The sequence below is a fragment of the Flavobacterium sp. C3NV genome, from assembly GCF_046825355.2.
Classification (GTDB): domain Bacteria; phylum Bacteroidota; class Bacteroidia; order Flavobacteriales; family Flavobacteriaceae; genus Flavobacterium.
This window is the reverse complement of sequence record NZ_JBKQBJ020000015.1, coordinates 83,030-102,574: the sequence shown is the minus strand read 5'-3', so window position 1 is coordinate 102,574 and position 19,545 is coordinate 83,030. Positions and strand designations below refer to the sequence as shown.

The 19,545-nt window shown below is 33.7% G+C and carries 6 protein-coding genes; all 6 read left to right on the top strand.

The annotated features are described in order from the left end of the window. Positions 1–2 precede the first annotated feature (2 nt). The 6 genes from ACIDC4_RS19420 (at position 3) to ACIDC4_RS19395 (ending at position 19,530) form a co-directional block, all read left to right on the top strand. A complete protein-coding gene (locus ACIDC4_RS19420) occupies positions 3–992 on the top strand; it encodes a TauD/TfdA family dioxygenase (protein WP_412044015.1) in 990 nt (329 codons plus the stop codon). Positions 993–1,066: 74 nt separating this feature from the next. After that, a complete protein-coding gene (locus ACIDC4_RS19415; protein WP_412044014.1) occupies positions 1,067–7,294 on the top strand; it encodes an amino acid adenylation domain-containing protein in 6,228 nt (2,075 codons plus the stop codon). A 64-nt stretch (positions 7,295–7,358) separates the two neighbouring features. Next, entirely contained in the window at positions 7,359–10,427 is a 3,069-nt protein-coding gene (locus tag ACIDC4_RS19410; RefSeq protein ID WP_412044013.1) for a type I polyketide synthase, read from the top strand. 6 nt (positions 10,428–10,433) lie between these two features. Continuing rightward, complete coding sequence (locus ACIDC4_RS19405) at positions 10,434–16,370, top strand: amino acid adenylation domain-containing protein (RefSeq protein ID WP_412044012.1); 5,937 nt, start codon at positions 10,434–10,436, stop codon at positions 16,368–16,370. Positions 16,371–16,386: 16 nt separating this feature from the next. Further along, positions 16,387–18,780, top strand: a complete 2,394-nt coding sequence (locus ACIDC4_RS19400) for a TonB-dependent receptor domain-containing protein (protein WP_412044011.1) — start codon at positions 16,387–16,389, stop codon at positions 18,778–18,780. Positions 18,781–18,798: 18 nt separating this feature from the next. Next, complete coding sequence (locus ACIDC4_RS19395) at positions 18,799–19,530, top strand: thioesterase II family protein (protein ID WP_412044010.1); 732 nt, start codon at positions 18,799–18,801, stop codon at positions 19,528–19,530. Positions 19,531–19,545: the final 15 nt, after the last annotated feature.

Sequence of the window (19,545 nt, the reverse complement as noted above, 5' to 3'; positions counted from 1 at the left end):
CCATGGAAAACAAATTGCAAAATTTTGAAAACACGTTAGAGAAAGATCATTCTAATGGAACAACTGAAACTTTTATTTTAAACGATAAATTGGGATTTCCGAAAGTAATTAAGAGAAAGGATGAATCTATTGAATTATCTGAATGGATAAGTGAAAATCGCGAGCAATACGACGAAGACTTAAGAAAATACGGAGCCATCTTAGCCAGAGGTTTTAATATTGATTCTGTAGAAAAATTCAAAGAAGTAACACAAGGATTTCAAAAAGAATCTCTTGCCTATACGCTGAGATCATCTCCGCGTTATGAGATAACCGAAAATGTGTATGTTTCTACAACTTATCCGGAAGACGAAAGCATCAACATGCACAGTGAGAGTTCGTATGCGCCGAGTCATCCTTCAAAAATAATTTTTTGCTGTGTTATTCCTGCTGCATACAGAGGAGAAACGCCTATTGCAGATAACAGATTGATCCTTAAAAACATCAGACAGGACATTTTAGAAAAATTCAAGACTACAGGAGTGATTTACAAAAGAAATCTAACAGGTCTTTTAGGAATGTCATGGGAAGAGGTTTTCCAGACTTCTGATAAAAACGAAGTAGAAGAAGATTGTATCAAAAACGGAATGGATTTTAAATGGATCAGCGATACACATTTAGAATTAAGCTGGAAGAAAAAAGCAATTTGGGAACATCCTGTAACAGGCGAATTGGTATGGTTTAACCATGCGATGTTTTTCAATAAATATTCTTTCAGCGAAGACCTGCTTGATTTTATAAGCTCTGATGATGAGCTTCCAAACAATACTTATTATGGAGACGGAAGCGAAATTTCTAAGGAAGAAATTGAAAATATAAAAGAAGCGTATCAAAAGGCAATCGTAGAATTTCCTTGGGAAAAAGGCGATGTTCTTTTTCTGGACAATATGTTAATGTCACACGGACGTAATCCATATAAAGGAGACAGAAAAATAATCGTATCGATATCTTAAGAGAAGACCTCACCTTAATTACTGCTTAAACAGCAGCAACATATCTCAATAAATAATAATCAAGCATCTAAATTATGAGTTCAAATATTATAGAAAGCGCTCTTTCAATACCTATTTCTTATAATCAAAAGAAAATACTAAAGGCAGCTAACGTTCACTTAAATAATTTCTACAGCCAATTAACAATTGATTTTGATAAAGATTTATCTTCTGAGGAATTGCTTTTGGCAATTAAGGCAGTAATAAAAAAGCATGAAGTACTGTCTTTAAGATTAAACAAAGAGGGAAATGAAGAGTACTCTCTCCAGATTTCGGTAAACGCTGATACTTTAGTATTGGATGAATCTGACTGGAAAGAGAATGCCGAAAATCCAGTGAACCATAACTATGATGCTTCGATCGATGCGCCTATCCGTTTTCATGCTTTGAAAAAATCAGGAAAAATCAAATCGCTCCTTGTCAGATATTATGCGATATGGGGCGACACGTACAGTAGTTTGTTGTTTTGTGAAGAACTGGGAAAAGCAATTGAAAACATGGAGGAATACGAATCAAACCAGCAGGAAAGAATCGTGTATTCTGATTACTGTGAATGGAACAGTTCTTTAGTTTCAGAATCAGATGAGGAGGCAGTAAATTTCTGGAATTCGTATCATCCGCAAATCAACAATAAAATAGTTCCTTTTAGCGAACCATCACAAAATGGTTTTAAGCCGGAACGCAAAAGCATTGCGGCTATTACAAATGATAATTATAAAACAGCTAAAGCTTTATGCGAAAAAAAGGGAATTTCCTTATCGGACATGCTGCTGCTTAATTTTGTAACCTATCTGCAGTTATTTACAGAAAATGAGATCACTATTGGCTATTATCCACTAAAAAGAAATTATGCTGATTTAGATTATACGCTGGGTGCAATCAACAAATTGATTCCATTAAACAGCAGACAATTTTTGGGTGAATCAGTCGAGGAAAAAGTGAATTACTTAAAAAGTGAACTGGAAAGAGTAAATCTTTGGTCGGATTATTTCTTGTTGAATACAGAACAAAATGATAAACAATCGGAGCAGGTTTTTCATGCCTGCTTCGAATTTATCGACATTCAGGAAGTTTTTTGCGGAAAAGATCTTAAAATTTCCAACGCTTATTCGGTACAGGACCAATTCGAAATCAAACTAAGCTGTATTGATTATGGAGACAGACTTTCGGTTGAATTGTATTATGATGCTGCAAAATTTTCATCGGAAACCGTATATATTATTTCTTCACAATTGAATGCCTTCTTTGGAGAAACAATTGTTATCGATGAAAATAAATCCATACCGAGTTACGAGGAGATTGCCTTTATCAACAAATTAAATGAGACAAATCAAACGTTTTTAAAGTCAGAAAGTCTTATAAAATTATTTGAAAATCAGGCTTTGCAATCGCCTGAAAATATTGCCTTGATAGAAGGAGAATATAGAATAAATTATAAAGAACTTGACACTAAAGCAACTCAGTTTGCTCATTATCTTATAGATACGTATGGTGTCACGAAAGGGGACGCGATATGTATACTAACAGAACCTTCTGAAAATTTTATAGTAAGTGTACTAGGGATTCTTAAAGCAGGAGCTTTTTATGTTCCAATTGATCATAACTACCCTGAAGAAAGAATGCAGTTTATATTAAAAGACAGTAAAACAAAACTTTTAATAACAGATAAAGAATATAACAGCTCTGATTTTCAGGACGTAGCTTTATGTAATCCTTCATCAGAAGAAATTTATACCGGAGATGCAAGTCCAATAACTTTGGAATCAAACCCGGATGATATTGTGTATTGTATCTATACATCAGGTTCTACTGGAAATCCAAAAGGATGTTTCATTACACAAAAAAATATACTCAATTATATTTCATGGGCAAACGAATATTATTTTGAGGATGAGAATGTTGGAAATTGGGCATTAATCACTTCTGTATCTTTTGACTTGACCGTTACCTCTATTTTTACCAGCCTTACCAGAGGAAAGAAAATATGGATTGGAAGCGCCAAAAAAGATATCGCAGCCTTATTAAAAGAAAGTTTCCATAATCCTGAAATCGATACTTTAAAAATTACGCCATCGCATGTTTCTCTTTTAAAAGAACTGGACATAAAAGCAACTCCCATTAAAATAGTAATCTGTGGCGGGGAACATCTTACCAAAAATCAGATTAAAATTCTGAAAGACATCAATAGTGAGATTAAAATTTACAATGAGTACGGACCAACAGAAGCTACTGTAGGATGTGTGGTTAAAGAAGTTACGGCAGAAGAAACCAGCGTACTTATTGGTAAGCCTATTGCAAATACACAGATATTAATTGTTGACAATGACGATAATTATTGTTCTATTGGTGTCCTGGGAGAAATGATAATTCTGGGCGAAAGTATATCTATTGGGTATAATAACAGACCAGAATTGAATGCCGAAAAATTCATAGATAATTATCTGAATACCGGAAAACGGGCTTATAAAACTGGGGATTTAGGAAGATGGCTTCCTAACGGGAATCTGGAATATTCTGGCAGAAAAGACAATCAGGTAAAAATAAGAGGTTACAGGATTGAATTGGATGAAATAGAAAGAAAGATCCTGACTCATGCCCATGTACAGCAGGCAGCAGTTCTTGTTGCGGATAAAGATGAAAATGACAAGCAGATATTGGCTTTCGTTGTCAGCGAACAACCATTAGACGCTTTAGACCTGAGAAATTACTTGTCTGATCAGTTACCGGAATATATGGTTCCGAATCATTTTTTTCAACTAAAAGAAATTCCATTAACCAATAATGGTAAAGTGGATAAAAAACAATTAATCCAGCTTAATCTCGAGGAAGCAAATTATGGATCAGAATTCCTTGCTCCAAGAAATGAGGTAGAATTGAATTTAGCAGCGATTTGGTCTGAAATATTAAAAAAGGATGAAATTGGAGTTTATGATGATTTCTTTATTCTGGGCGGACAAAGTTTAAAAGCCATTCGATTAATAAATGAGTATCACAAAAAGTTTGGGGTAAAACTTTCCCTAAAAGAGCTTTTTAATAATACGACTTTAGAATCTCATGCAAAACTTATAGAAAACGCTGTAAAGTCAGCTTATCAGCCTATAGAAAAAGCAGTGGGTCAGGAGCATTTAGCCTCAGACGGACAGAGAAGGATTTGGATGCTGAGCCAGTTTGAAGAAAGTTCGATTGCCTATAATATGCCGGAATATTTAACCTTATACGGCACTTATAACGAAGCATTTTTAGAAAAGGCAATACAAAATTGTATAAAAAGACATGAAATCTTAAGAACCGTATATCATTTAAATGAAAATGGATTTTTATACCAGCAAATACTGCCTGTAGATCAAATACAATTTCATTTAGAATATCATGATTTTACATCAAATGCAGAACAACAACTAAGCGTTGCGAAATACATTGAAGACGATACCAGAAAACCATTCGATTTAACCAATGGACCTTTGTTAAGAGGAGCTTTGTTTTGTCTGGCAGAAGACAAATATGTGTTTTATTATAACCTGCATCATATTGTTGGAGATGCCTGGTCGATGAAAATTTTGGAAAAAGAAGTTTTTGATGCTTATGAAGCCTATCAAAAAGGAGAAGAACCAAAATTACCGGAATTAAAAATCCAGTATAAAGACTATTCAGAATGGAAAACCAAGCAGCTTACAACAGATTCGCTGATAAACCAAAAGAATTTCTGGCTGGAAAGTTTATCAGGAGAACTTCCTAAAATTGATTTGACAAATATCTCCAACCGTCCTAAACGTAAAACGTATAACGGACAGACTTTATCGATGTACCTGGCAAAGGATTTATCTGCTGATTTGAAGAAATTCTGCGATGAAAAAGGAGGAAGTTTATTTATGGGATTATTATCGATATGGAATGTCCTTCTTTCCAAATATACTTCGGGAGATGATATTATTATCGGAAGTCCGGTATCTTGCAGAGATCATAAAGATTTAGAAAACCAGATAGGGTTTTATCTGAATACATTGGTTTTAAGAAATAAAATACAGGCTGAAGATTCGTTTGAAACGTTTTTCGATAAGGTAAAAGCGACGACTTTGGAGGTATTTAAAAATCAGGCCTATCCTTATGATCTTTTAGTGGAAGATTTAAACCTAAAACAGGACATAAGCCGAAATGCTGTTTTTGATGTCATGTTTACATTACAGGATTTAAAAGCCAATAATTTTCAGATTGTAGAAACAGATGAGATTGCAAATAATGGATACACCTATACTAAATTTGACCTTGATATATCTGTTTTTGATCTTGGCGATACACTTTCGGTAAGCATAAATTATAATACCGATGTTTATGATCCCTTTTTAATAGAAAATCTAATACGAAATTTCAATTATCTGGCAGCCAATTTATTGAAATCTCCTGAGCTGGATATTAAAGAAGTACCATACATTTCATCTAATGAGCAGCATATATTATTAAAAGAATTCAATAATACTTCATGGGATTATAATAAAAAGCCTTCTCTTTTGGATTTGTTCAGAAATCAGGTTTTCTCACAGTCAGATGCAAAAGCCATTGTGTTTGATGGAAAAAGCATAACCTATAAGGAACTGGATAAACTATCAGACCAGTTATCGGAGTATTTGACTGTCAATTATAACAACAGCGAAGGAGATGTAATTGCCATAGAATTAGAAAGAACAGAATGGCTGATAATTGCCATGATTGCCGTTTTGAAAATGGGATGTGCTTATGTTCCAGTATCTCCGTCTTTCCCTGAAGGAAGAAAAATATATATAAAAGAAGACAGCGGTTGTACAATCTGTATAGATCAAAATGTAATAGAAGAATTCAATAACGCTGGTCCAGAGCAATTTCAAGGAAAGAAACGCCCAAAAACAACACCGGAAAGTTTATTATATACGATATATACATCAGGAACTACAGGCAATCCTAAAGGAGTTATGGTTTCGAATAGAAATTTGGTTTCTTTTATTGAAAATTTCAACGAAAGATTTAATTTTTTCAGATACCAAAGACTTGGATTAACTACAAATTTTACGTTCGATATTTCGATACTTGAAATTTTAGGAGGTTTGTGTACAGGTAAAGAACTGCATTTGTTTTCAGAAAACAGATTAATAGACCTGGATAGTTTCATACAATATCTTACAGAAGAAAAACTGGAGATATTGCAGCTTACTCCATCAAGATTGTCGCAATTATTTGCAGCCAATATTACTTTTCCGGCAAGTATGAAAGTCTTGTTAGTAGGAGGTGAGGCCATGCACCAATCGATGTATGAAACATTAAAAAAGGAACATTTTGACACATTTAATGTTTATGGGCCTACAGAAACTACAATCTGGAGTACGAGCTTGGAAATAAAGAAAAGTACACACCTTAGTATTGGAAAACCATTATTAAACGAAAGCATTTATATATTGAATTCAAATAATAAACTGCTTCCTGTTGGCGTGGTAGGTGAATTATGTATTGGAGGCTATGGCGTAGCAATTGGCTATAAAAATCAGGCTTCACTTACCGAGGAAAAGTTTATTACAAATCCTTACGACGACGGTAAATTATACAAGACAGGCGATATGGCAAGATGGCTTGCTGACGGAACAATTGAATTTATTGGCAGAAAAGACAATCAAGTCAAAATAAGAGGACATAGAATTGAGCTTGGAGAAATTGAAAATGCCATATTGAGTTATGAAGATGTCAAGGAAGCTGTAGTATTAGTAAAAGAAAATGAAACTACAGAAAAAGAAATTGTTGTCTTTATGATTTCTGATAAAGAGCTGAAATCAAATGATATTAAGTCTTTTCTGGTTACGGTACTTCCAAACTATATGATCCCTTCTATATATGTACAGTTAGAAAAATTCCCTTTATCATCCAGCGGGAAAGTAGAAAGAAAATTATTGTTGTCGATGCACGAAAACCAAATCTCTAGTGGTGTCGACTACTTAGCGCCGAGAGATTCCCAAGAACAAAAATTGATAGAAATCCTTTCTCAAAATCTGGATAAGGATCAGGATAAAATAAGTATCCACGATAATTTCTTCGATTTAGGTGCTAATTCATTAAAAATAATCAAACTGCTGCATATCATCAATCAGGAAATGAATGTTGAGCTGAAAGTGGTGACATTATTTGAATATCCTAATGTTTACGAATTGGCTCAGTATCTTAAAACCAGTAAAGAAGAAGACTCCAGCCTTGTAGAGAATTCAAATATCTCGAATGAAATAGATGAAATCTTAGATCTTTTATAAAACCAAACAAACCATCAAATTATTAACCGGGCAGTTTTGTGCTGCCCTACAGGAATCGTTATCAATGAAACAAGAAATAAGAAAAAAAGATATTGCTATAATAGGAATGTCGGGCAAATTCCCTAAATCCAAAGACTTAAAAGAGTTTTGGAGCAATTTGACAGGAGGAGAAGAATTAATAACTTTTTATAATGATACAGAATTAAGGGAAGCCGGAGTAAGTGAAGAGTATATCCAAAATCCCAATTATGTAAAGGCAGACTCAGCACTTGAAAATGTAGAAAGTTTTGATTATAATTTCTTTGGATACACTAAAGCCGAAGCTGCGGCAATGGATCCTCAAATTCGTGCCTTACACGAGCAGGTATGGCTGGCTTTAGAAGATGCCGGTTGTAATCCATATCAATACAAAGAGAAAATAGGAGTATTCCTTACGGCATCTGATAACATCAATTGGAGAGCGTATTCTTTATTGTCAAAAAATGAAATGGTCAATCCTTTTTTCCTAAATCAAATTTCCGATAAAAATTTTGCCAGTACCCTAATTTCGTACAACTTAAATTTAAGAGGGCCAAGCTATTTTACTGATACTGCTTGTTCGAGTTCTTTAGTTTGTACACATGTGGCAGCAAGAAGTTTATTGCTTAGAGAATGTTCTATAGCCATTGCGGGAGGAGCCAGAATTGAATCGACAGATACAAAAGGCTATATGCACCAGGAAGGAATGATAAATTCTAAAGACGGTCATTGCAGAGCTTTTGATAAAGATTCTTCTGGAACTATAACAGGAGAAGGTGTTGGAATTGTCATTCTTAAAAGAATGGAAGATGCTGTAAGAGATAAAGACCATATTTATGTTGTAATACGTTCGACTGCTGTTAATAATGACGGTGACAGAAAAGTAGGTTATACTGCTCCAAGTATAGCTGGGCAGGCAGAGTGTATAAGACTGGCACATCAAATCGCAAATATTGAACCCGAAGCAGTAACCTATATAGAAACACATGGAACCGGAACGAAACTGGGTGATCCTATCGAGATTGAAGCATTAAATAAAGCGTTCAATTATAATACAAATCACAAATGTGCTATAGGAAGTGTCAAAGCCAGTATGGGACATTTGGATACAACAGCGGGAATATCTGGATTGATAAAAACAGCATTAGTTTTAAAGAATAAAAAAATACCTGCTTCTCTGCATTTTAAAGAAGCAAATCCTGAAATAAACTTTAAATCAGGACCATTTTATGTAAACCAGAAACTGTCAGATTGGACAATTGACAATCAAAATAACCGTATAGCAGGTGTCAGCAGTTTTGGAATTGGAGGAACAAATGCGCATGCTGTTTTAGAAGAATTTATAGCTGATGTGCAAACCGAAGAAGATCAAAATTTCCATCTAATACGTTTTTCTGCAAAGTCGGTGAAATCTTTGGAGCAATATCAAATAGAATTAAAAAACAGATTAGAAGAAAAAGACGATTTAAAAATAAGCGATCTGGCGTATACGCTGCAGACAGGAAGAAAACAATTTGGTTACAATAGATTTCTGGTTGCGAAAACCAAAGAAGAAATCCTAACAGCATTAACTGAAAACGTACACGATTCTCTTTTTACAGGAAAACTGAAGCTAAATAAAAAAACTGTTTTCATGTGTTCAGGATCCGGAGTGCAGTATACAGATATGTGTAAAGGTCTGTACAACAGGATTCCTTATTTTAAGCAGTTGATAGACACAGGTTTTCAGCAATTAAAAGAAATAACGGGTATTGATTTTTCTAAAATCGTTTATCCAGATACCATCACAGAAGATTTTCTGCATACCATCAATCAAAATGAATATACCCAGCCTTTGGTTTTTATTTTTGAATATGCAGTTGCAAAATTATTGATAAAATGGGGTGTATCTCCAGATTATATGATAGGCCATAGTACAGGAGAATATGTTGCGGCTTGTCTTTCCGGTGTTTTCTCGTATGAGCAAGGATTGCCGCTTGTAGTGAAGCGCGCAAAAATCATGAGCCTATCTCCTGAAGGAACTATGTTGAGCATCGAACTCAGCGAATTGGAACTGCAGCAATATTTAACCGAGGAAATAGCCATAGCTGCTATTAATTCGCCAAACTCATGTGTAGTATCAGGAACAGTAAAAGCTATAAATGAATTACAGGCAGATTTGGTAGAAAAAGGTATTCCAAATTCAAGATTAAGAATTTCTCTGGGAGCTCATTCTTTTTTAATGGACACTGTATTGGATGATTATGCAGAAGCACTAAAAACAGTTGATTTTTCGGAACCTAAAATCCCTTTCATTTCAAACTTAACGGGCAGATTTATAACAGCAGCAGAAGCTTGTTCTGTAAAGTATTGGATCGATCATTTAAGACATACCGTACGCTTTTCAGATGGTATCGCTCATTTATTGAAAGAACCAGATACTGTTTTTATTGAAGTTGGGCCCTCAAATGCTTTAACAACAATGTTCCAGCAACATCAAAAACTTAATACGTATGGCAACATAGCTATAAATGTAATCAGACATCCTAAAAATGAAATTGACGATCAAAAATTCCTGTTGTCAAAATTAGGAGAATTATGGCTTAACGGAATAGATATCAATTGGGAGGAATATCATGAAAATAATAAGGTCAATAAAGCCTCTCTTCCGGGATATGTATTTGAGAAAACCAAACTGCCCGCAAGAGTAAATCTGTTCGAAAAACTGCAGCAGCAAAATGATCCTCTTGCCTTCACTCTTGAGAATGATTTTTTTGTAAATGATGAAAAAGACGAAGAAGAAATTGCAGATAAAAAAGGAGAAATGAGCCTGAATTATGTCGCTCCATCTAACGAAATCGAATATGAGCTTGTAAAAATCTGGGAAGACTTTTTTGGAATACAAAAAATAGGAATAGTAGATGACTTTTTCAGTATTGGAGGAAATTCGCTGAAAGCGCTTACTATGGTTAAGCTGGTCGCAAAAGCTTTTGATATTGAAATTACAATAAAAGACTTTTATACCAAAACTACGATAAAAGAACTGGCACATGAAATCTCTGTGGTTTTGAAAATCATGAAAATGACTAAAGAAAAGGATAAGGAAGTTAATAAAGAAAATATCATTAAAATATAAAAAAATATGATTGAGCTTTTAAATGAACTTGAAGAGAAAAATGTCTCACTCTTTTTAGATCAGGAAGAACTAAAACTAAGCTATCAGGGCGATACACCTGATGCCGGTTTATTGGATAAGATTCGCAGTAATAAAATTGAAATAATTTCATTTTTAAAGAAATATTCAAATACTCAATCTTATAAGGAGATTCCATTGACGGATCAGAGAGAATGTTATCCTCTATCCTCAAGCCAGTATCGTATTTGGCTATCCTGTAGTTCAGATGAAATCTCAGTTACTTATAACGTTCCTAATTATTTTACGCTAAAAGGAGATTATGATGTTGCAGCTTTAATAAAAGCGATTAATGCCGCTGTTGACAGACACGAGACATTGCGCACTATTTTCAAGGAAGATCAGCAAGGGAACATAAAACAATGGATTTTATCAAGAGAGAAAGCAGGGTTCCAAGTAAACTATTACGATTATAAAAACAATCCAGATCAAGAAAAAGTACTGCAAAACGTTATTAAAGAAGATGTTGTAACTCCTTTTTTACTCGATCAGGAATCTTTATTGAGAGCCAGTATTTTTCAAACAGACGAGGATTGTTTTGTTCTGTATTTCAATATTCATCATATAATCAGTGATACTTGGTCTCTGGAAGTTTTGGTCAACGATATTTTAGCATTTTATAAAGCTCATAAAGAAAATACCGAACCCAATTTGCCTCCGCTCCGTATTCAGTATAAAGATTATACGGTATGGAAGGAAAAACAAGAGGGAGAACAAAATGAGACTCAGGAAAAATATTGGACAAATAAACTTTCCGGAGAGTTACCGGTACTGGATCTGCCTTCGTATACTTCGCGTCCGCCTGTTAAAACATATAACGGAATTAGTCTGGAAACCTATTTATCTGAAGAGGTAACCAAAAGATTTAAGTTGTATTGTGAAGAAAACGGACTTAGTTTATTCATGGGATTACTTAGCTTATGGAATGTTTTGTTATACAAATACACAGGTTCTAAAGACATTATCATAGGAACGGCAGTTGCCGGAAGGGATCATTTAGATTTAAAGTATTTAGTAGGGTGTTTTATCAATACCATAATCTTAAGAAATGCTATAAATCCTGAGGATGATTTTATTTCCTTCTGCCAAAAAACTAAAGAAGAGACATTGACGGCTTACGATCATCAATCTTATCCGTTTGATCAATTGGTAAATAAATTGCAGCTAAAGAGAGATCACAGCAGAGGAATTCTATTTGATGTTATGTTCTTGTTTCAAAATGCCATTGATAATAATGCTAATGATTTTCATTTAGAAGAATATCAAATAGATAGTATTAAATCAAATGGAACAAAAGGAACAGTATCCGATCTTGATTTAACGTTTAGAGAGGAAGGGAAATATTTGAAGTTAGATATCGTATTCAATACTGATATATATAATCAGTCAACGATTGAGGGACTGATGAAGCATTTCAAACAATTGACAAAAAGTTTATTAGATAATCCTAATCAGAGAATAGATAACGTAAATTATTTATCAAACGAAGAAGAATATGAGTTGTTGGTAAAGTTTAATGATACCTATAAAGATTATTCTGAAAATGAAAATATTCTTGATTTGTTTAACCAAGAAGTTCTAAAAAACCCGGATGAAACAGCATGTATATTTAAGAACGAACAAATATCTTATACGGACTTAGATACCAAATCAAACAAAGTTGCTAATTTTCTAAGAAGCCAAGGAGTTAAAACCGGACAATTTGTACCTATATGTGTAGAAAGATCACTGGAAATGATAATTGGAATTTTGGGGATATTAAAATCAGGAGCAGCTTATGTGCCAATAGATCCAAGCTTACCAAAAGACAGAATAAAATACATTTTAGACGATACTCAAGCAAAACTGATTCTTTCGCAATCTAGTTTAAAAGATAAATTTAGCGATGAAAAAGATTTTTCTATTGCCAATTTAGATGAACATTTCTATTCAGCATTTTCAGAAAAACCTTTAGCTGTTAGTATATCTCTTAATGATATTGTATATGTAATATATACTTCTGGTACTACAGGAAAGCCAAAAGGCGTAATAATAGAACATGGAGGATTTTACAATTTAGTTAAAAATCAAATAGATTTTTTTGAAGTTACACCAAAATTAAAAACGCTTCAATTTGCCTCAATTGGTTTTGATGCTTCTTGTTCAGAAATTTTTACAAGCTTATTAGCTGGTGCTGTACTTATCATCCCATCTAAAGAGGAGATATTAGATACCAATAAAATGACAGCGTTATTAAAAAAGCACGATGTTAAACTAGCAACGTTACCACCTTCATATCAGGCAATAATTCTGGATGAATTGGTAGAAATGAAAACGGTAGTTTCGGCTGGCGAAAGTTTAAATATAGACGCAGTTAGATTTCTACAAGACAAAGGTGTTAGGGTTGTTAATGCTTACGGCCCTACAGAAAACAGCGTATGTGCGACCATGACCGAACATTCTATTTTGGATGGAGGAATTGTTACAATAGGAAAACCGATAGGGAATACACAAATTTATATTCTTAGCGAATATTTACAGTTAACCCCAAAAGGAGTTGAAGGAGAGCTTTGTATAGCCGGTAAACAGTTAGCGCGAGGCTACGTAAATCGTCCAGACCTTACAGAAGAAAAATTCATTGTCAATCCATTCAAACAAGATGAACGCTTATACAGAACAGGAGATATAGCAAGATGGCTTCCAGATGGCAATATTGAATTTTTAGGAAGAAAAGATGATCAAGTAAAAATAAGAGGCTATAGAATAGAACTGGGAGAAATTGAAAATGCCCTCATTTCTCAAAAGAATATTTCACATGCCATTAGTTTAATAAAGGAGCAGGAAAATGATAAGTTTATTGTTGCTTATGTTGTTGGTAAAGATATTGATGTTAATGAATTACGAGATAACTTACGAGCGTTTTTGCCGGAATACATGCTTCCAAAACATATCATTATTGTAGATGAAATGCCATTAACTACTAATGGTAAAGTAGATAAAAATGCACTGTCACTGCTGAATGCCACGATTGAAGTAACGGAATATCTGGCTCCAGAAAACGCATTAGAAAAATTATTGGTAGAAACAGCGGCAACGGTTTTAAACATTGAGAAATTGGGACTTTTGGATAACTTTTACAATGTTGGCGGAGATTCTATAAAATCCATTCAGCTTATCTCGAAGTTAAAGCAGAAAGGCTATAAAATCAGCGCCAAGGATATATTGATTTCCAGAAATTTCATGGAGTTGAGTAAAGCCATAACCATAAACGAAGGAACAATAAATCAGGAAAAAGTTATTGGAGAAGTACCTTTAACGCCTATTCAGCATTTCTTCTTTAATGATTCAGGTTTTAAAGTGCACCATCACTTCAACCAGTCAGTGGTTTTAAAAAGCAAAAATGCTATCGACTCACAAATCCTCAACCATTGCCTTGAAAAACTGGTAAACCATCATGATGCCTTAAGAATGGTTTATAAAAATGGGGCCGGTAATTGGAACCAATATAATGAAGACTATTCCGGATCTTTTTCTGTGCACACTTACGATTTGACTCATTTTTCAAATCAATTGGAGAAAATGGAAACCCTTGGAACAGAGCTTCAGGCAGGATTCATTTTAGAGTCAGGGTCTTTATTTAAAGCGGTGCATTTTAAATTATCAGATGGAGACCGTTTGGCATTGATTGTACACCATTTAGTTGTAGATGGAGTTTCGTGGCGTGTTATATTAGAAGATTTATCGCTTTTATTTCAGCAGAGCCAGCAGAATTTACCATTGACTTTGCCATTAAAAACAAATTCGTTCAAGGAATGGTCATTGTCATTAAAAGAACATGCAGAAACAGCAGCGCTATTAGAGGAAGAAAAGTATTGGATAACGGTCTGCGAATCTGAGATTCCAGCATTACCTAAAGATCTGCCGTGTAAGGAAAGCGTGTTGGAATATGATGCTTCAGAATCTATTGTTATTCAAAGTAATTTTACTGCATTGCTGCAATCGAAAAAAAGCGGGATTTCAGATAAAACAGAAATAAACGATATCCTTCTTACAGCATTGGGAATGGCTGTTAATGAAACATTTAATAGCTCTAAAATGCTCCTGAAACTCGAAGGACATGGCAGGGAGGATATTTTTGAAGACATTGATATAACAAGAACTATAGGGTGGTTTACCACAGTTTTTCCTTTCCTTTTGGAAATTCCCGAAAACAACAATTATATAGCTAATTTGATGCATGTTAAGAAGAAACTCAATCAAATACCAAACAAAGGAATTGGCTATGGAATACTGAAGTATTTAAGCGGCAGGACTTTCAGTGAAACTGTTCCTTCAATTGAGTTTAATTATCTGGGAGATTTTGGAAGCGAAGTAGGGAATGATAAAGAATCTTTCTTCGAATATTCTTCAGATTCCATAGGAAACAGTACATCTCATCTTAACGGGAATTTACAATTGTTAAGCGTTTTAGGAATGATGTCTTCTAAAGAACTGCATTTTTCTATTAGATATTCTAAAAAAACTTATCTGGAAGAAACAGTAAAAAAATTAGCCCAAAGTTATGAAATTCATCTAAAAAACTTGATTTCTATGCTTTCGGATGAAGAATCTGGTGAAATACCGAATTATATAGATGAATCTATTTCACTTGCTAAAAAGTGGAAAATAGGAGATAAGGTTGAGGTTTCTAAAAATCAAATGGCATTTATACGATCAAAACAAAATCATGGTATTTTGAATCCAATCCAGATAAATGATTTTTCAAGAGAAATATTTGAAAATCAATTCAGACAATTTTTAAAACAGGCACATTTTCTTTCTGTTGGTTTTGAAAAAGAAGATAATGCTGTTTTTCAAACCATGCTGGATACTGATAAAGTCAAATTGGATATCCGTTATGAAGATCTTGAACAATTAATGGCAGATTCAGTTGGTGTTGAAAATATTGTTCGCGATTTTTTCCATGAGCCTTACGATATATTCCATAAAGAATACATAAGACTCTTTGTCATCACATCAAAAAATCAGCCGACTTATTTGCTCGCTGCCATTCATCACGGTATTACAGATATGTATACGAATGCGATTATAGAACAAAAGCTGCAGGATTATTTTAACGGAGAAGAAGTTATTCTTAATACCTATTCAAATTTTGATTTTTCGGCGTATCAAAGAGATTTTCTACAAACAAAAGCAGCACTCAAAAGCCGTGCATACTGGCAGGACAAATTAAAAAAGGTTTCCTATTCTAAAGTTGTAGAAACAGAATATTCGGATTGTATTGTGCAAAAAGCGGCTTTAAGCGGTAAATCATTGGAGAACCTGAAAAGAAAAGCCAATGAAATGAATCTGCCTTTAAATGCCATGTTCTTGACAAGCTATTATAATCTTTTACAGCAAATGAATCTTGACCAGGCAGTAATGAATATAATTGCCAGCTGCAGGAATGAAGCGTATAACAATCCCGAAATAGATCAGACTTTAGGAATGATAAGCAATTTTCTGCCAATGTCAATTTTACCGTTTTCTGCTGATTCTGATGTTAAAAGTGTCTATTTCGATTATTTAGAAATGCTGGGTCATCAGGCTGTGCCAAACGAACAAATCAGGGAAGATCTTTATAATGAAAGAAAAATTGATTTGGAAAAAGCAACAATAGGCATTTTTAACTATCAGGTGCTGGATCATTTTAAAAATGAAGAAAATAATGAGCCGGTCATTTCAACAACATTCAATAAAAATGATTACACAAAAGGGGTTGATTTAACCTGTGTTGTTTACAACAATACAATAGAATTAACACTTGTAAGCAAATTAGAATACTATAACCGCTTTCCGTCAGTATCATTGGAGTTTTTGCTAAAGAAAGATTTTCTGGGACTAAATAAAACAATATTAAATAATTAAATAAACCACACAAATAATGAAATTTTTAAATATCAAATTCTTCTTATTATTTATCATGCCTTATATGGCTTTTTCTCAAATTGAGATTTCTGGGAAAGTGCAGGATAAAAAAGAGGTTCTTCCTTTTGCAAATGTAGTCCTGACAAATCCAGATGGCAGTATTGTAGCAGGAGTTGTTACTGATGAGCAGGGAAACTTTGTGCTTTCTGCTAAAGAAGGCATTTATACTCTTATAGTTAATTATATAGGATACAATGAATGGACAAAACAAATTAATCTTGAAAGTAAACAGGTTTTTAATGATATCGTATTGGAGCAAAAAGCAAACACTTTAAAAGAAGTTGAAGTTGTTTCAAGAAAAAAAGTAATAGAAAGAAAAATTGACAGGATTGTTTTTAATGTAGAAAACAATATATCTGCAAGTGGCGGCGATGCACTCGATGCATTAAAAGTGGCTCCCGGAATCAGGATTCAGAATAATGAAATCGTGATGATTGGAAAAAGTGAAATGAAAGTGCTGATTGATGGAAAAATAATGGAATTAACAGGAGAAGAATTGAGTAATTTTTTGGCAACAATTTCTGCTGATGACATTAAAACAATAGAAATTATCACAAACCCTCCTGCAAAATACGTTGCTGCGGGCAATAGTGGTCTTATAAATATCGTGTTTAAAAAAGGACGCAGAAATTCCTGGAGTAATGCTATTAATTATTCTCATGTTCAGGCTGATTATGGGTACTCCTCATTAGGGAATAACTTTAACTATAATAAAAATAAAGTGAAATTTTTATTCAACATAAACGGGCGTTATGGGGATTATCAGGAAATAGAGCATCTTGAGGTTTTTTACCCAGACGGATTATGGAAAACAAAACTGAAAAGGGTAGAAGAGCAGAGAAATTTATCCGGAAGAATTGAGTTCGATTATGACTTAAGCAAAAGAACAACCGTGGGATTCCAATATATGAGAACAGGCCAAAGACCAGATATGCGTGATGGATCTGTGACTAAAATCTATAATAATAACCAGACTGTAGATTCCTTATTGGTTACAAACGGATTAACAGATGTTAAAGTGTACAATAATTCACTTAACCTGCATTTTGCCACTGAAATGGATACTATTGGAAGAAAATTAACAATCGACTTGGACTACTTTGATTTTAATTCCTCTCAGGATAGAGATTTTAAAACAAATAGCTATACCAGTTCATATGATTTTTTAAATCTTATCACTTCCGCTAATAATAAAATAGGTCAGGAAATTTCCAATTATAGTGCCAGAATTGATATGGAACATCCTATTAATGGCTTCAACCTTTCTTATGGAGGAAGAATAAGTTTTAGTGATAATAATAATAATCCCGAGTACTATAATACAATAACTGGTTCCCCGGTATTAAATGAACAATTAACAGATATATTTGAATATAAGGAGAATACAGGTGCATTATATATTAGTGGTTCTAAGGATATAACTGCTAAATGGAAAACCCAGCTGGGGTTCAGGTATGAAAACACCAGTACAAAAGGGGTATCTAAATCTTTAGATCAAACAACGAAAAATTCTTACTGGAAAATATTTCCTACATTTTATCTTTCATACGCAATGAATGATAACAATGATTTCTCACTTAATTATGGAAAAAGAATTAACAGACCCAATTATGCATTTCTAAATCCTTTTAGATTTTATGTAAACAGTAACATTTATTCTGTTGGAAATCCTTTTCTGCAGCCTTCTTTTACAGACAATATAGAGTTAAGCCATACTTATAAAAAGAATTTAACCACCAATTTGTTTTTGAGTATTACAACTGACGGTTTTGGCCCTTTGTTTCTGGTTAATGAGCAGACAAATGAGCAGATAATTACCAGAGAAAATTTCTTTAACCTTTACAATTATGGTCTTACCGAAACGTATTCGTTTAATGAAATTCCATGGTTAGAAAGTCAAAATACCCTGAGTTTGAGTTATTCAAAATCAGATTTTTACAATAAAAATGTAATTGCACAAGAGCAAAATGGAGCAGCTTTTTATTTTAGTACATTCAATACTTTCCTCCTTAATAAATCTAAAACACTTAAAGGTCAGCTGAATTATTGGTACAGTTCGCCATCTAAAAGTATGCTGTTTAAAAACAGCGAAGCTTTTAGCGTAGACTTGATTATGCGCTATAGTATGATGAAAGATAATCTTCAAATTGCTGCCGGTGTTTATGATATATTCAATACAGGACCTGCAAAACTTACATCATACATTAATAATATAGAACAAACCTATCAAATGTATGACACCAATAGATATTTCAGAATGTCTTTGTCATATAAGTTTGGAAATAAAAAGATTAAAGGCGGTGCAAGAGATTCAGGAAATGAGGAAGAGAGAAAAAGAGCGGGAATATAACTTAAACATACAGAACAGATGCAGATTTTTTTATTACACTTTGCGGGAGGTAACAAATACTCTTTTGATTTTTTAAAAAGATACTTGAAATCCAACATTCAATTGTTTCCGCTGGAATTGCCCGGAAGAGGACAAAGATTTGGAGAACCTTTTGTTTTCGATATTGATTCAGCAGCAGCAGATTATGCAGACCAGATAAAGAGTCTTAGAAATAATGATAAATATCTGATATACGGTCATAGTATGGGAGCCACTATAGGATTATTTACGGCAAAAATAATGGAGGATTTACTTGATCCTCCAGAATTCCTCATCGTTTCTGGAAATGCCGGGCCCGGAGCAAAAGAAATAGATGCTCAGGGTAAAGAAGTTATCCAGCCCAAAAGATATTTAATGAATGATGAAGATTTTAAAAAGGAACTGAGAGAACTGGGCGGTATTCCTGAAGCAATATTGGAATCTGAAGAAATGTATGATTTCTTTTCGCCCATTATAAGAGCAGATTTTGAAGTACTCGAAAAAGAAGATCTCTCACTTAGAGAAATTGAAATTAAAATACCCATTCATGCCATGATGGGAGATTCTGAAAAGAAAGCAGGTCAAATAGAAAACTGGAAAAATTTTACATCTGAACTGTTTTCACATAGGATTTTTGAAGGCAACCATTTTTTTATCCATTCGTACCCTTCGGAATTAATGCAGACCATTATTGATTACACTAAAGCAGATGATTTGATAAAAGCATACTAACCAGTATATTATACT

Excerpts from the sequence above, each read along its gene's own strand:
- ACIDC4_RS19400 (WP_412044011.1), top strand. The coding sequence starts at position 16,387 with ATGAAATTTTTAAATATCAAATTCTTCTTATTATTTATCATGCCTTAT.
- ACIDC4_RS19420 (WP_412044015.1), top strand. The coding sequence starts at position 3 with ATGGAAAACAAATTGCAAAATTTTGAAAACACGTTAGAGAAAGATCAT.
- ACIDC4_RS19410 (WP_412044013.1), top strand. The coding sequence starts at position 7,359 with ATGAAACAAGAAATAAGAAAAAAAGATATTGCTATAATAGGAATGTCG.
- ACIDC4_RS19395 (WP_412044010.1), top strand. The coding sequence starts at position 18,799 with ATGCAGATTTTTTTATTACACTTTGCGGGAGGTAACAAATACTCTTTT.
- ACIDC4_RS19415 (WP_412044014.1), top strand. The coding sequence starts at position 1,067 with ATGAGTTCAAATATTATAGAAAGCGCTCTTTCAATACCTATTTCTTAT.
- ACIDC4_RS19405 (WP_412044012.1), top strand. The coding sequence starts at position 10,434 with ATGATTGAGCTTTTAAATGAACTTGAAGAGAAAAATGTCTCACTCTTT.